Below are 13551 nucleotides of genomic sequence, written 5' to 3' on the forward strand. Positions count from 1 at the left end.
CTTCGTTCAGTGATGCACCGGGCCGGACGGGGCGGCACCGTCGGGCTTGGCCGGCAGGAGCAGGGCGCACACGACGACCACGAGACCCATGAGCGCGGCGGCGGCGAAGGCCCACTGCAGTCCGCCGACGAACGCCTCGGGCTGCGACGCGCCCGCCTCGGCGAGGTGGGTGGAGCGGTTGGACATGACGACGATGAGCGCCGCAGTGCCGATCGCGCCCGCCACCTGCTGGAGCGTGCCGAGCAGCGAGGACCCGTGCGCGTACAGGTGCTCGGGCAGGTCGCCCAGTCCGACGGTGAAGACCGGGGTGAAAACGGCGGCCAGCGACGCCATGAGCCCGATGTGCACCGCGACGATGACCGCGTACGGGGTGGTCGGGCCGATCCGGCTCAGCGCCGCCAGGGCGACGACGATCCCGATGGCGCCGGGGATCACCAGCGGGCGTGCGCCGACGCGGTCATAGAGCTTGCCGACCTGCGGGCCGAGCAGACCCATCGCGAGCCCGCCCGGCATCACGAGCAGGCCGGTCTGCAGTTCGGACAGGCCACGGAGGTCCTGCAGGTACAGAGGCAGCAGGATCATTGAGCCGAGGAAGGCCATGAATCCGGCGGTCATCAGGAGCAGGGAAACCGTGAAGGTGCGGTGCCGCAGGGCGCGCAGGTCCAGGAGCGGCATCTCGCGCTGCTGGAGTCGCACCTGATAGGCGGCGAACGCGGAGATCAGGAGGACACCCGCGACGACGATGAGCACGGGCCCGGTGACATCTCCCGTGCCGATCTCGCTGAGCCCGTAGACGAGGCTGCCGAAGCCGCCCGCCGCGAGCGCGACGCTGAGCCAGCTGATCGGGGTGCTCTCGGTCTCGCCGACGTTCTCCAGCTGCCGCATCCCGGCGACGCCGACGAGCACCGCGATCGGCAGCACGAAGACGAAGATCAGGCGCCATGAGCCGAGGTGAAGGATCATGCCGGACACCGCCGGGCCGAGGGCGGGCGCGCACGACATGGCCAGGGTGACCTGCCCCATCACGCGGCCACGGTCGCCCTCGGGGACGACGGTCATCAGCGTCGTCATGAGCAGCGGCATCATCACGGCGGTGCCGCCCGCCTGGACGACGCGCGCCGCCAGCAGCACTTCGAAGGTCGGGGCGATCGCAGCGAGGGCGGTGCCGGCGCTGAACGTCGCCATGGCCACCGCGTACGCCGTGCGGGTGCTGACGCGCTGCAGGAACCAGCCCGTCACCGGGATCACTGCGGCCATGGTGAGCATGAAGACGGTGGAGAGCCACTGGGCCGCCCGGGCGTCGACGTGGAAGTCGGTCATGAGGCGCGGGATCGCGTTGATCATGATCGTCTCGTTGAGGATCACGACGAAGGTGGCCGCGACCAGCAGCTTGATCACCAGCGGCGTGCGCCCTGGCTTGTCGGTCCGCTCGATCTGCTCGCCGGCGGGCTTCGTCAGGTCGGCCGGGGGATGGTCCATCTGTTCAGTGTGCGTTGCCATGGTGGCTTCCTCATAGTCGTTTTCCGCGGCGACCTGTCGATCACCTCATGAATACGACGACCCGCTGACAAGTTTTTCGACATCGCCCGGCGACCTGTTCTGTGAATTCCGCGTTCTGCTGGCCTACGAGGCCGGATTCGGTCTCGTGTGCCCGAATTCCGCGGTTTTCACAAGCTCCGCCACATCGGCCACAGCGGTGGCGCGGCCGGGGCGGCGACGATCGGCGCGCCGATATCGACGAATCCGTTCCGCCTGTACAGGCGGCGATTGTCCTGCGAGGACGCCTCCAGATAGCAGGGCAGTCCGCGTGCGGCGGCGCGACACCAGCCCTCCTCGAGCATCATCGCGCCGATCCCCTCCCCGCGCCGCGCCGGAAGGACTGCCATCGACGCCAGGTGCACGTGCGGTGCGACGGGCCGCACGGCATCCGTGGCTTCCTGCACGGCGCGCATCCTGCGCGCGAGGGGATCGTCGCCGGGAATGCCTACCGCGGATTCCACGCGGGGCTCGAGCCAGATCGAGACGCCGACGAGGGCCGCGTCGGGATCGAGCGCCGCGAGGACGCCACCCATCGGTATCGCCTCGGAGAGTGTCGCCGCGAACATGTGCTCCAGGACGACCTCGCGTGCGGCGCCGTCGGGGTGCATCCAGCGGGTGAAGGCATCGTCCGCGAAGGCGGTCGAACACAGCCGCGCCAGAGAGGCGAGGTCGTCGGTCGCCGCCGGGCCGATGTGGATCGCCGCGCCGCCGGTACTCATCGACGGCCCGCGAGTGCGCTGGGAGCGGCGCAGCCGACGATGGCCGGCGCCTTCCGAATCAGGGTGTCGTCGGTGAGAGCTTCGACCATGTACAGCGCGTAGTCGACCCGCCGCGTCCGGTCGCTCGCGAGGACCGGGTCGCCCACGTGGGCACCCGCGATCGGCAGTCCCTGGCTCGGGCCCTCCTCGAGCGAGCTCGCCCGCACGAGCGTCCACGCCGTGGTGCTCGCGTAGATCCGTCGCGCCGCCTCGACCTGGTCGTCGATGTCCATGACCCGCACCGCCCTCATCACCTTAGTGACCGCGGACTGCATCATCACGGTCCGCTTCGAGTACCGATCCGTGGCGTCGTAGGGCACGTGCCAGCCGCACGAGAAGATCAGCCTGGCATCGGGTTCCGCGGCATCCAGGACGGCCTGTGCCGTCCCGGACGAGTAGCCGCGGACTCCCCACGGCACGAGCACGGTGAGCACCCCGTCGCACCCCGCGACGGCGCGCCGGATGACCTCCGCATCGTTGGTGTCACCGGGTACCACCGTGATCCGGTCCGCGCGATCAGCGAGCTTGCCGACGCTGCGCTCCCGGCACACCCCGACGACCTCGTAGCCGCGGCGCAACGCCTCGTCGACCATGTACCGGCCGAGCTTCCCCGACGCGCCCACGATGCAGACCCGTCGAATCCCTTGTTCCTTCATGGCATCTCCTCCTCATCTCGAGACTTACGATGTAAGTAAGATAGACTTACGCGGTAAGTTTCCGCAAGGGCCGAGAGGAATTCCGTGCGTAAGGACCGTCCGCCGCTGACGCGCGACCGCGTCGTCGCTGCCGCAGTGGAACTCGCGGACGCGACGGGGTTGGCCGCCGTGACGATGCGAGCCGTTGCCGGCACCCTCGCCGTGGAGGCGATGTCCCTGTACAACCACGTGAAGAATCGGGAGGACCTGCTGGACGGCATGGTCGACGCGGTCTTCGCGGAGATACCGATTCCGGCGCCCTCGCCGCAGTGGCGACCCGCCCTGCACGCGATCGCCGGACAGACCCGGGCCGCCCTCCAGCGGCACCCCTGGGCGATCGGCATGCTCGATTCGCGTGCCACGCCCGGCTCCGCGACGTTGCGTCGACAGGACTTCGTCCTTGGAGTCCTGCTCGAGGCGGGCTTCTCCGCCGCGGGAGCGGTCCGCGCCGTGGCGGTCCTCGACAGCTACGTCTACGGCAGCGCGCTCACCGAGAAGAGCCTTGCGCTGGCGGGTGATCGCACCGTTGCCGAGGCGGCCGAAGAGCTCATATCGACGGTGTCCGCGTCCGAGTATCCGAACCTCCTCGCCGTCGCGCGCGAACGGGCGGGCGGCACCGCCACCGATTCCTACGACGCGGAGTTCGAGTTCGGCCTCACGCTTCTCCTCGACGGGCTCCGGCCCGGCGCACGCGGCTGACGGTCGGCGCCGAACGACCGGCCCGCAGCGCGCGATCGGTACGCTCGGTCCAGTGTTCGCCATCCTGCGCCGCCTGATCCGATACCTCGTGATCGCGGTCATCCTCGCCATGGCGGCCTCGAGCGCCTGGGTGCAGTGGGAGAGCCGATCGCGCATCGCGCACGACGCCGCCCGGCCGTGGGTCATCGTCCTGGGCGATCGCGTGCACGACGGCGAACCCTCGGTCTATCTGCGCGAACGACTCGACACCGCGCTGACGGTCCTCCGCGCGAATCGCGCTCAGCGCGTACTGGTCTCCGGACACGCGGCGTCGACGAAGGGCGACGAGGTCGCCGCCATGCGGAAGTACCTGGTCGATCGCGGCATCGACGGAGCGAGGATCGTCGACGACCGATTCGGCGTCACGACCTACAACACCTGCGCCCGCGCGGAATCGGTGTTCGGGATCGACAGTGCGGTACTCGTGACGCAGGACTTCCACCTGCGCCGCGCCGTGGCATTGTGCCGCGCGCAGGGCATCGACGCCGCAGGGGTGGAAGCCGGGTCCGACGCCGGCGTCTACTTGACGGTGCGGAACTGGGTCCGCGAGATCGGCCTCTCCCGCCCGAAGGCGGCGTTGGACGCCCTGCGTGACCCAGGCCCCGGCACCGTCGAGCGCTAGACGTTGAAGCGGAACTCGACCACGTCACCGTCGGACATGACGTAGTCCTTGCCCTCCATGCGCACCTTGCCGGCGGCCTTCGCCGCGGCCATGGTGCCGTGGGCGTCGAGGTCGGCGAAGGAGACGATCTCGGCCTTGATGAAGCCCTTCTCGAAGTCGGTGTGGATCACGCCGGCGGCCCTGGGGGCGGTGTCGCCCTTGCGGATCGTCCAGGCGCGCGACTCCTTGGGGCCGGCGGTGAGGTAGGTCTGCAGCCCCAGCGTGTGGAAGCCGGCGCGGGCGAGCGAGTCGAGACCCGGCTCGTCCTGGCCGATGGACTCGAGCATCTCGGCCTGGTCCTCAGGGTCGAGCTCCAGCAGCTCGGACTCGATCTTGGCGTCGAGGAACACCGCGTCGGCGGGGGCGACGGCGGCGGCTAGCTCCGCCCGGCGCGCAGCGTCGGTGAGCACGCCCTCGTCGGCGTTGAAGACGTACAGGAAGGGCTTCGCGGTCATCAGGTGCAGCTCGCGGATCGGCGTGGTGTCGAAGCCGGCGCCGAACAGCGTCTTGCCGTCGGTGAGGATCGCCTCCGCGGCCTTCACGGCCTCGAGCGTCTCGACCAGTTCCTTGTTCTTGCGTGCGTCCTTCTCCAGCCGGGGCAGGGCCTTCTCGATGGTCTGCAGGTCGGCGAGGATCAGCTCGGTGGCGACGGTCTCGATGTCGGCGAGCGGATCGACCTTGCCGGCGACGTGCACGACGTCCTCGTCGGAGAAGACGCGCACCACCTGGCAGATCGCGTCGGCCTCGCGGATGTTCGAGAGGAACTGATTGCCCATGCCCTCGCCCTCGGAGGCGCCCTTGACGATGCCGGCGATGTCGACGAAGGACACCGTCGCGGGGAGGATGCGCTCGGAGCCGAAGATCTCCGCCAGGCGGTTCAGGCGCGGGTCCGGCAGGTTCACCACGCCGACGTTCGGCTCGATGGTGGCGAACGGGTAGTTCGCCGCCTCCACCTCACTGTTGGTGAGGGCGTTGAACAGGGTGGACTTGCCGACATTGGGCAGTCCGACGATTCCGAGGGTAAGGCTCACGGGGCCTGATTCTACGTGCCACGATCCCGCGCGAATCCCCCACGCCCGCGGCCCGCGGGTGGAACTATGACGCTTGCGAACCACCACTGTGGTTCCCGACCTTCGAGGAGGCAGCGTGTCAGCTCCCATCGCTCCGTCGACCACGGAGACCGACCGCGACATCACCTACGTCCGGACGGACCCGAGCCTGCCGCCCGTCGCGGTCATCGATCGCAGCCCGATCACCACCAAACACAAGGTGATCTTCGGCGTGATCGCCGTCGTCGGCGCCATCGCCTGGGCCATGATCGCCCTGGCGCGCGGCGAATCCGTGAACGCGGTCTGGTTCGTCCTCGCGGCGATCTGCACGTACGTGGTGGGCTACCGGTTCTACGCCCGCCTCATCGAGCTCAAGGTCGTGCGCCCGCGCGACGATCACGCCACCCCGGCCGAGGTGCTGGAGAACGGCACCGATTACCTCCCCACCGACCGGCGGGTGCTGTTCGGCCACCACTTCGCCGCGATCGCCGGCGCCGGGCCGCTCGTCGGGCCCGTGCTCGCCGCGCAGATGGGGTACCTGCCCGGCACGATCTGGATCATCGTCGGCGCCCTGGTCGCCGGCTGCGTCCAGGACTACCTGGTGCTCTGGGTCGCCACCCGCCGCCGCGGCCGGTCGCTCGGGCAGATGATCCGCGACGAGCTCGGCCCCGTCGGCGGCACCGCCGCGATCATCGGCATCGCGGCGATCATGACCATCCTCATCGCTGTGCTCGCACTCGTCGTGGTGCAGGCGCTCGGGCACAGCCCGTGGGGCGTCTTCTCCATCGCCGCCACGATCCCCATCGCCCTCTTCATGGGCGTCTACCTGCGCTTCCTCCGGCCCGGACGAGTCTCCGAGGTCTCGCTGATCGGCTGCGTCCTGCTGCTCGCCGCGGTGATCGGGGGCCGCTACGTGGGCGAGAGCAGTTGGGGCAAGGACCTGTTCACGCTCACGCCCGTCCAGCTGAGCTGGGCGATCATCATTTACGGCTTCGCCGCGTCCGTGCTCCCGGTGTGGCTGCTGCTCGCGCCCCGCGACTACCTCTCGACGTTCATGAAGGTCGGCACCATCGCCCTGCTGGCCGTGGGCATCATCGTCGCCCGCCCGCTCATGGAGGCCCCCGCGGTCTCCGACTTCGCGACCCGCGGCGACGGCCCCGTCTTCGCCGGATCCCTGTTCCCGTTCCTGTTCATCACCATCGCGTGCGGCGCCCTCTCCGGCTTCCACTCCCTGGTCAGCTCCGGCACCACGCCGAAGCTGCTGGAGAAGGAGGGGCAGATGCGGCTGATCGGCTACGGCGGAATGCTCACCGAGTCCTTCGTCGCGATCATGGCCCTGGTGACCGCCTCGATCATCAACCAGCACTTCTACTTCGCCATGAACGCGCCGATCGCGAAGACCGGCGGCACCGCGGAGACCGCGGCGACCTACGTCAATTCGCTGGGCCTGAGCGGCGATCCGATCACCGGGGAGCAACTCTCCCAGGCGGCGAAGGACATCGGCGAGGAATCGATCGTCTCCCGCACCGGCGGCGCCCCGACGCTCGCCTTCGGCATGTCCGAGGTGCTGCACCAGGTCTTCGGCGGGTCCGGCATGAAATCCTTCTGGTACCACTTCGCGATCATGTTCGAGGCGCTGTTCATCCTCACCACCGTCGACGCCGGCACCCGCGTCGCCCGGTTCCTCGTCTCGGACGCGCTGAGCAACCTCGGCGGGCCGTTCCAGCGGCTCAAGGATCCGAGCTGGCGCGTGGGCGCCTGGGTCGCCTCGCTGCTGGTCGTGGCGGGGTGGGGCAGCATCCTGCTCATGGGCGTGACGGACCCGCTCGGCGGCATCAACACCCTCTTCCCGCTGTTCGGCATCGCCAACCAGCTGCTCGCTGCGATGGCGCTCACCCTGGTGGTCGTCGTGGTGGTCAAGAAGGGCTACTACAAGTGGGTGTGGATACCCGCGATCCCGCTGGTCTGGGATCTCATCGTGACGATGACGGCGTCGTGGCAGAAGATCTTCAGCTCCGACCCGGCGGTCGGTTACTGGAAGCAGCACAGCAACTTCAAGGCGGCGGCCGAGTCCGGCGCGTCGTCGTTCGGCTCCGCCAAGACGCCGGAGGCGATCGACGCGGTGGTGCGCAACACCTTCATCCAGGGCACCCTCTCGATCGTCTTCGCGCTCATGGTGATCATCGTCGTGGTGGTGGGCGTGTGGACCATCTACCGCACGGTGTCCGGCAACGGCCGCCCGCTCACCGAGGAGGAGCCGGTGCCGAGCAGGCTGTTCGCGCCGAGCGGCCTCCTCCCGACCCCCGCAGAGAGGAAGGTGCAGGAGCAATGGGACGCGCTGGGAACGCCCCGATCGTCCGGGCACTGAAGGCGGTCCGCTGGTACGTGGGCTCGGTGATGGGCGATAACCACTACCAGCGGTACGTCGAGCACCGTCGCGCGACGCATCCGGGCGAGCCCGTGATGACCGAGCGGGAGTACTGGAAGGCCCGGCACGACGGGGCGACGGTGACCGCACGCTGCTGCTGAGCAGCACCTGGACGTGCTGTCCGAAAGCCGCTAGCGCCCGCCGCCGTGCGATGCCAGAGTCGATGGGGTGACCACCAGCTCACCCCACCTCGACTTCGACCGGTGCTACCGGGCGATCGCCGGCCGCGACCCTCGGTTCGACGGCCAGTTCTACACCGCCGTCGCCACTACCGGCATCTACTGCCGCCCGTCGTGCCCCGCCACCACGCCCAAGCCGCAGAACGTGAGCTTCCACGTCACGGCCGCCGCGGCGCAGGCCGCCGGGTACCGCGCGTGCCGGCGGTGCCTTCCCGACGCCGTGCCCGGTTCACCCCGGTGGAACGTCGAGTCCGACCTCGCCGCGCGGGCCATGCGCCTCATCGCCGACGGGGTGGTCGACCGGTCCGGCGTGGCGGGCCTCGCCGACGGGCTGGGCTACAGCACCCGGCAGCTCACCCGGGTGCTCACCGCGGAACTCGGCGCCGGCCCGCTCGCGCTGGCGCGGGCCCACCGCGCCACCACCGCGCGCATCCTCATCACCAGCTCGGCGCTGCCCTTCTCCGACATCGCCTTCGCCGCGGGATTCACCTCGATCCGCCAGTTCAACGACACGATCCGAGAGGTCTTCGCGCGGACGCCGTCGGAGTTGCGGGCCCAGCGCGGCCCCGCCCCCGCGGCACCGTCGACCGGTGAGCTGAGCCTGCGGCTCGCGCTGCGGGGACCCTACGCGACCGGCTGGGTGCAGTGGTTCCTCGCCGCGCACGCCGTGGCGGGCCTCGAGCACGCCGACGGTGACCGCTACGCCCGGATCCTGAGCCTGCCGGGCGGGAACGGGATCGCAAGCGTCGACTTGGGTTCCGTGTCCGACGGGTACATCCGGGCCAGCCTCTCGCTCGCCGCGATGAGCGACCTGTCGACCGCTGTGGCCCGCCTGCGACACCTCCTGGACCTGGACGCGGATCCCACCGCCGTGGACGAGGCACTCGCCGCCGATCCGCAGCTCGCCCCGCTGGTGGCGAGAACCCCTGGCATTCGGCTGTTCGGCTGCGTCGATCCCGCGGAGCTACTGCTGCGCACCATGATCGGCCAACAGATCTCCATCGCCGCGGCGGCCACCCACCAGGCCCGACTCGTGGCCGCGCTCGGCGCCGAGGTCGACGACCCGTCCGGCCGGCTCACCCACGCCTTTCCCACCCCTGCCTCCGTCGCAGAGCGCGGCGCCGAGGTGCTCACCGGACCACGAACCAGGATCGCCGCGATCCTCGGCGTGGCCGCCGAGCTCGCCGAGGGTCGGCTCACGCTGCACGCGGGCATGACCCGGGCGGAGGCCCGCACGGAACTCCTGCGCCTGCGCGGCGTCGGACCCTGGACCGCCGACTACGTTGCGATGCGCCTGCTCGCCGACCCCGACACGCTCCTCGCCTCCGACCTCGTGGTGGCGAGGGGCGCCGAGCGGCTCGGGCTCGACATCGCGCGCAACCGCTGGAGCCCGTGGGGCAGTTACGTCTCGCTGCACCTGTGGAACCATTCGCTCACCACCGACCGGAGGATCACCCCGTGACTGCCCACTACGCCACCACCGCAACGCCCGCCGGGCCGTTCACCGCCGTCGTCGACACCGACGGTGCCGTGCTGGCGTCCGGCTGGACCGCCGACCTCGGCGACCTGCTTCCCGTCATCCACTCCACCCTGCGGCCGACCGCGGTCGAGGAGCGCGCCGAACTCGGCGCCGTCACCCGTGCCGTCGCGGACTTCCACGTCGGCGAACTCACCGCGATCGACGACATCGTGGTGCGGCAGCGTTCCGGCCCGTTCGTCGAGCACGCCTGGGACGTACTTCGCACCGTCGAACCCGGAAAGCCCTTGACGTACACGGAGTACGCCGATCTGTCCGGCCGCCCCGCGGCAGTACGGGCCGCAGCGATGGCCTGCGCCCGCAACGCTGCGGCGTTGTTCGTGCCGTGCCACCGGGTGCTCCGATTGGACAAATCGCTCGGCGGATTCCGATGGGGACTCGGGGTGAAGGAGTGGCTGTTGGCGCACGAAGCACATACGATCGCGTCGTGAGCGATGAGATGACGAACCCGCCGCCGGGCACGAAGACTCGCAGCGAGGTCTACGGCGAGGCAGGCCGGTGGCTCGCCACGTGGAGCTTCCGGGCCGTCGCGGTCGCGGCGATGCTGTTCGTGGTCACCTGGCTGATCGGCGAGTTCTGGTCGATCCTGCTGCCGGTGCTGCTGGCCATCCTGCTGTGCACGGTCCTGTGGCCGCCGGTCCGCTGGCTGCGCTCCAAGGGCCTGCCGTCGGCGCTGGCGACCACCCTCGTGCTGCTGATGTCATTGGGTCTGCTCGCCGGCGTCATCGGCGCCATCGCACCGTCGATCGGCTCGCAGTCGAAGGAGATCGCCGACCGCGCGGTCGAGGGCCTCGGCCAGGTGCAGAAGTGGGCACAGGGGCCGCCGCTGAATCTGCAGGACGAGCAGATCAGCAAGTTCGTCACGTCGATCACCAGCAAGCTGCAGGAGAGCGCCGAGTCGATCGCGACGGGCGTCTTCACCGGCGTGAGCGCCGCCGGCTCGTTCGTGGTCGCGATCGTCATGGTCGGGATGCTCACGTTCTTCTTCCTCAAGGACGGCGACAAGTTCATGCCGTGGCTCAAGCGGCACACCGGTACGCCGGTCGCGGAGCACTGCGCCGAACTGCTCAGTCGCCTGTGGACCACGCTCGGCGGCTTCATTCGCACCCAGGCCGTGGTCAGCTTCATCGACGCGTTCTTCATCGGCATCGGCTTGGTGATCCTGCAGGTGCCCCTTGCCGGCGCGCTCGCGGTGATCACCTTCCTCGGCGGCTTCATCCCGATCGTCGGCGCCTTCGTGGCGGGCGCACTCGCCGTGATCGTCGCGCTGGTGACCAACGGATTCGGCACGGCGCTCGCCGTGCTCGTGGTGGTCGTCGCGGTGCAACAGCTCGAGGGCAACGTGCTCTCCCCGATCCTGCAGTCGCGCTCCATGCAGCTGCACCCCGCGATCGTGCTGCTCGCCATCGCCTTCGGTGGCACCCAGTTCGGCATCGTGGGCGCCTTCCTCGCCGTGCCCGTCGCCGCCGCGATCGCGGTGGTCTTCCGGTACTTCGGCGAGCTCGTCGACGAGGAGACCGGCGAGACGCCGCCGCCCGAGACCAAGCCGAAGCCGGGCTTCTGGGACAGGTTCCGGCGCAAGTCCACTTCTCCGTCGCCGAAGCCGGCGAAGGACGCCCCGGCCGAGACCGCCTGAACTTGTCAGTGGGTGCGGCCATGCTGGGGGCATGGATCTCTCGCATCTGATCGTCGCGCTGCTCGCGCTGCTGGTCGGCGGCGCCGTGGGGATCATCCTGGCCCGGTCACTGCCCGAGACGCAGGGCCGGGCCGACGGTGCCGGGCCCGCCCCCGACGCGGTGGCCGGGCCGGTGAACGCGCTGCTCGCGCCGCTCCGGCAGACGCTCGACGCACTCGGTCACGAGTTCGCGGTCGCCGAGCGCAGCCGCGTGGCGGCGTTCGCCGGGCTCCGGGAGCAGATCAGCACCGTCGCGCGGACGAGCGAAGCGCTGCGCGCCGAGACCGCCACGCTCCGGTCGGCGATGAAGTCGCCCACGGTGCGCGGACGCTGGGGGGAGCTGCAGCTCGAGCGCGTGGCGGAGCTGGCCGGGCTGAGCCGGCACTGCGACTTCTCCACGCAGGTGAGTGGCGCGGTCGGGGACGCGCGGGTGCGGCCGGACCTCGTGGTGCATCTCGCGGGCGGCCGTGACCTGGCGGTGGACGCGAAGGTGCCGCTCGACGCCTACCTTCAGCTGCTGGAGGCTCCGCCCGCCGAACACGCCGCGCTACTCTCCGATCACGCGCGACGGTTCCGCTCCCACGTCGTGCAGTTGGCGGGCAAGCGCTACTGGGACGCGGTGGGTTCGCCCGAGCTGGTGGTGATGTTCGTGCCGGCCGAGGCCTTCCTCGACGCCGCCCTGCAGGCGGATCCGGAGCTGCTCGAGTTCGCACTGGACCGGAATGTGGTGCTCGCCACACCGACCACCCTTGTCGCGATGCTGCGCGCCGTCGCGCTCAGCTGGCGCCAGCACGCGCTCGGTGAGGACGCGGCTCGCATCCAGGCCCTCGGTCGAGAACTGAACGAACGGTTCGACGTCCTGAACAGCCACTTCTCCGCACTGGGTACGGCGCTGGGGAAGACGGTTGAGGCGTTCAACGCCACCGTCGGCTCGTACAACGCGCGGGTCGGGGTCACCGCCCGGCGCCTGGCGGACCTCGATTCCATGCCCGGCGGCTCCCGCGACGATCCGCAGGAACTCGATCGCGCGCCGCGAGCCGTCCCCACGGCGGCAGATTCTCGGTTCTCTCAGCGTTAACCGGTACGGTTCACCTGTGTCGAAGTTCCAACCGTCCCGCTCCCAGGTGCCGGTCGACGAGCGCTCCGTGCTCGCGACGGTCCCCGGTTTGCCGTGGTGGGGCGCCGTCCTGACCATGGTGGTCTTCACCGCGGTGGGCGCATTCGCGTCCGGCGAGTTCGCGGGCGCGAACGCCGGCGTCCTGGCGATGGCGGTGGGTGCGGTGGTCGCCGTGCTGGCCGTGCGTAACCGCGCGCTGTTCACGGCGATGGTCCAGCCCCCGCTCATCATCGCCACCGCGATCCCGCTGTACCGCTGGTTCTCACTGCCCAGCCCCCGCAAGACGAGCCAGATCCTCACCGACGTGCTGTTCCCGATGATCTCGCTGTTTCCTTGGATGTTCTGGACCACAGTGGTCGTGCTGGTCATCGGCGGCGTGAGGCTGCTGCAGTACCGGGCTCTCACGGCGAACGCCCGCATCGCGCAGCGCAGCGCGACATCGGGCGGCAAGGCGTCCGGTACCAAGACCGCCGTGCACGCCGGCTCTGCGAAGCCGGGCACCGCCAAGTCCGCGGCCGGTGCGACGAAGTCCGCGGCCGCCGCGGCGACCGCGAGCACAGCGACGAAGGAGCCCGCCGAGTCCGCCGGGCTGCCGCTCGGCGACCGGATCCGGGCCGCGCTCGCCCGCCTGCGCCCGGGGCCCGCCGCCGGAGCAGTCGGTGCCGCGTCCCTCGCCGGCGAGGGAAACAGCCGGTCCGAGCGGCACCAGAGCCGCGCGACCCAGCACCGTTCCAGCCGCGCCGTCCGGGACCGCACCGACCGCCGTGAATCCGGTCCGGCCCAGGCCGACGTGGCACCGCGGGGTCGCAGCTCGGCCGCGCGCCGCGAGGATCCCCGTCGCGAGCTCCGCCGGGACGAGGCGATGAGGGACGAGCAGCGTCGGGACTCCGCGGCACGACTCGCGCGCACCCGCGAGAAGATCGCCGAGCGTGACGCCGGCGCCCCCGCCACCCGGGTCAACCGCGTGGTCCGGCCCGACTCCGGTCAGGCGCCGCGGCCGCCCCTGCCGCGCCGCCCCGTCGACGACGATCGCGCCGTGCCCCGCGGCGCCCGGCCCCGTCCCGCCGTCGCACAGGGCGATCGGCCGCGCCCCGGCACGCACGACCCGCGGGAACTGCGACCCGATGAGGACCGGCGCCGGGGCGGCGAACCGCAGCCTCGCTGGCGCACCCCGC

13 protein-coding genes are annotated in these 13551 nt (G+C 70.5%); 9 read left to right on the plus strand and 4 right to left on the minus strand.

What is annotated here, in order from left to right:
- Window positions 1-6: 6 nt before the first annotated feature.
- From FK529_RS19120 to FK529_RS19130, 3 genes are all read right to left on the minus strand, one after another.
- Window positions 7-1500, minus strand: a complete 1494-nt coding sequence (locus tag FK529_RS19120; protein ID WP_146564157.1) for an MDR family MFS transporter — start codon at window positions 1498-1500, stop codon at window positions 7-9.
- A 167-nt stretch (window positions 1501-1667) separates the two neighbouring features.
- A complete protein-coding gene (locus tag FK529_RS19125) occupies window positions 1668-2258 on the minus strand; it encodes a GNAT family N-acetyltransferase (RefSeq protein WP_146564159.1) in 591 nt (196 codons plus the stop codon).
- The gene (locus tag FK529_RS19130) at window positions 2255-2953 is read right to left on the minus strand and encodes an NAD(P)-dependent oxidoreductase (protein ID WP_146564162.1); all 699 of its coding nucleotides are present in this window, start codon (window positions 2951-2953) and stop codon (window positions 2255-2257) included. The genes FK529_RS19125 and FK529_RS19130 overlap by 4 nt, the downstream gene beginning before the upstream one ends.
- A gap of 84 nt (window positions 2954-3037) precedes the next feature.
- Here FK529_RS19130 and FK529_RS19135 point away from each other — a divergent pair, with 84 nt between their 5' ends.
- Complete coding sequence (locus tag FK529_RS19135; protein ID WP_146564164.1) at window positions 3038-3691, plus strand: TetR/AcrR family transcriptional regulator; 654 nt, start codon at window positions 3038-3040, stop codon at window positions 3689-3691.
- Between the two features lie 52 nt (window positions 3692-3743).
- Window positions 3744-4352 carry a SanA/YdcF family protein gene (locus tag FK529_RS19140; protein ID WP_231703179.1) on the plus strand — a complete coding sequence of 203 codons (609 nt, stop codon included), beginning with the start codon at window positions 3744-3746 and terminating at the stop codon, window positions 4350-4352.
- On the opposite strand, the gene ychF is transcribed toward FK529_RS19140, so the two are convergent.
- On the minus strand, window positions 4349-5422 hold the full coding sequence (gene ychF / locus FK529_RS19145) for a redox-regulated ATPase YchF (RefSeq protein ID WP_146564166.1): 1074 nt from the start codon (window positions 5420-5422) through the stop codon (window positions 4349-4351). The two genes, FK529_RS19140 and ychF, sit on opposite strands and share 4 nt — an antisense overlap.
- 115 nt (window positions 5423-5537) lie before the next feature.
- Between ychF and FK529_RS19150 the strand changes: the two genes are divergently transcribed.
- The 7 genes from FK529_RS19150 to FK529_RS19180 form a co-directional block, all read left to right on the plus strand.
- Complete coding sequence (locus FK529_RS19150) at window positions 5538-7808, plus strand: carbon starvation CstA family protein (protein WP_146564168.1); 2271 nt, start codon at window positions 5538-5540, stop codon at window positions 7806-7808.
- Window positions 7769-7969: a YbdD/YjiX family protein gene (locus FK529_RS19155; RefSeq protein ID WP_146564170.1), complete on the plus strand. Its 201-nt coding sequence runs from the start codon at window positions 7769-7771 to the stop codon at window positions 7967-7969. The genes FK529_RS19150 and FK529_RS19155 overlap by 40 nt, the downstream gene beginning before the upstream one ends.
- A gap of 67 nt (window positions 7970-8036) precedes the next feature.
- Window positions 8037-9509, plus strand: a complete 1473-nt coding sequence (locus tag FK529_RS19160) for an AlkA N-terminal domain-containing protein (RefSeq protein ID WP_146564172.1) — start codon at window positions 8037-8039, stop codon at window positions 9507-9509.
- Entirely contained in the window at window positions 9506-10015 is a 510-nt protein-coding gene (locus FK529_RS19165; protein WP_146564174.1) for a methylated-DNA--[protein]-cysteine S-methyltransferase, read from the plus strand. Before FK529_RS19160 ends, FK529_RS19165 begins: the two co-directional genes overlap by 4 nt.
- Window positions 10012-11220, plus strand: coding sequence for an AI-2E family transporter (locus tag FK529_RS19170; RefSeq protein ID WP_231703180.1), 1209 nt, complete (start codon window positions 10012-10014; stop codon window positions 11218-11220). Before FK529_RS19165 ends, FK529_RS19170 begins: the two co-directional genes overlap by 4 nt.
- A 31-nt stretch (window positions 11221-11251) precedes the next feature.
- Window positions 11252-12337: a DNA recombination protein RmuC gene (locus FK529_RS19175; protein WP_146564176.1), complete on the plus strand. Its 1086-nt coding sequence runs from the start codon at window positions 11252-11254 to the stop codon at window positions 12335-12337.
- 16 nt (window positions 12338-12353) lie between these two features.
- The coding region (locus FK529_RS19180) for a DUF6542 domain-containing protein (protein WP_146564178.1) at window positions 12354-13551 on the plus strand (1198 nt) is incomplete at its 3' end.

This window comes from Tsukamurella asaccharolytica, from assembly GCF_007858435.1.
In the GTDB taxonomy this organism is placed as follows: domain Bacteria; phylum Actinomycetota; class Actinomycetes; order Mycobacteriales; family Mycobacteriaceae; genus Tsukamurella; species Tsukamurella asaccharolytica.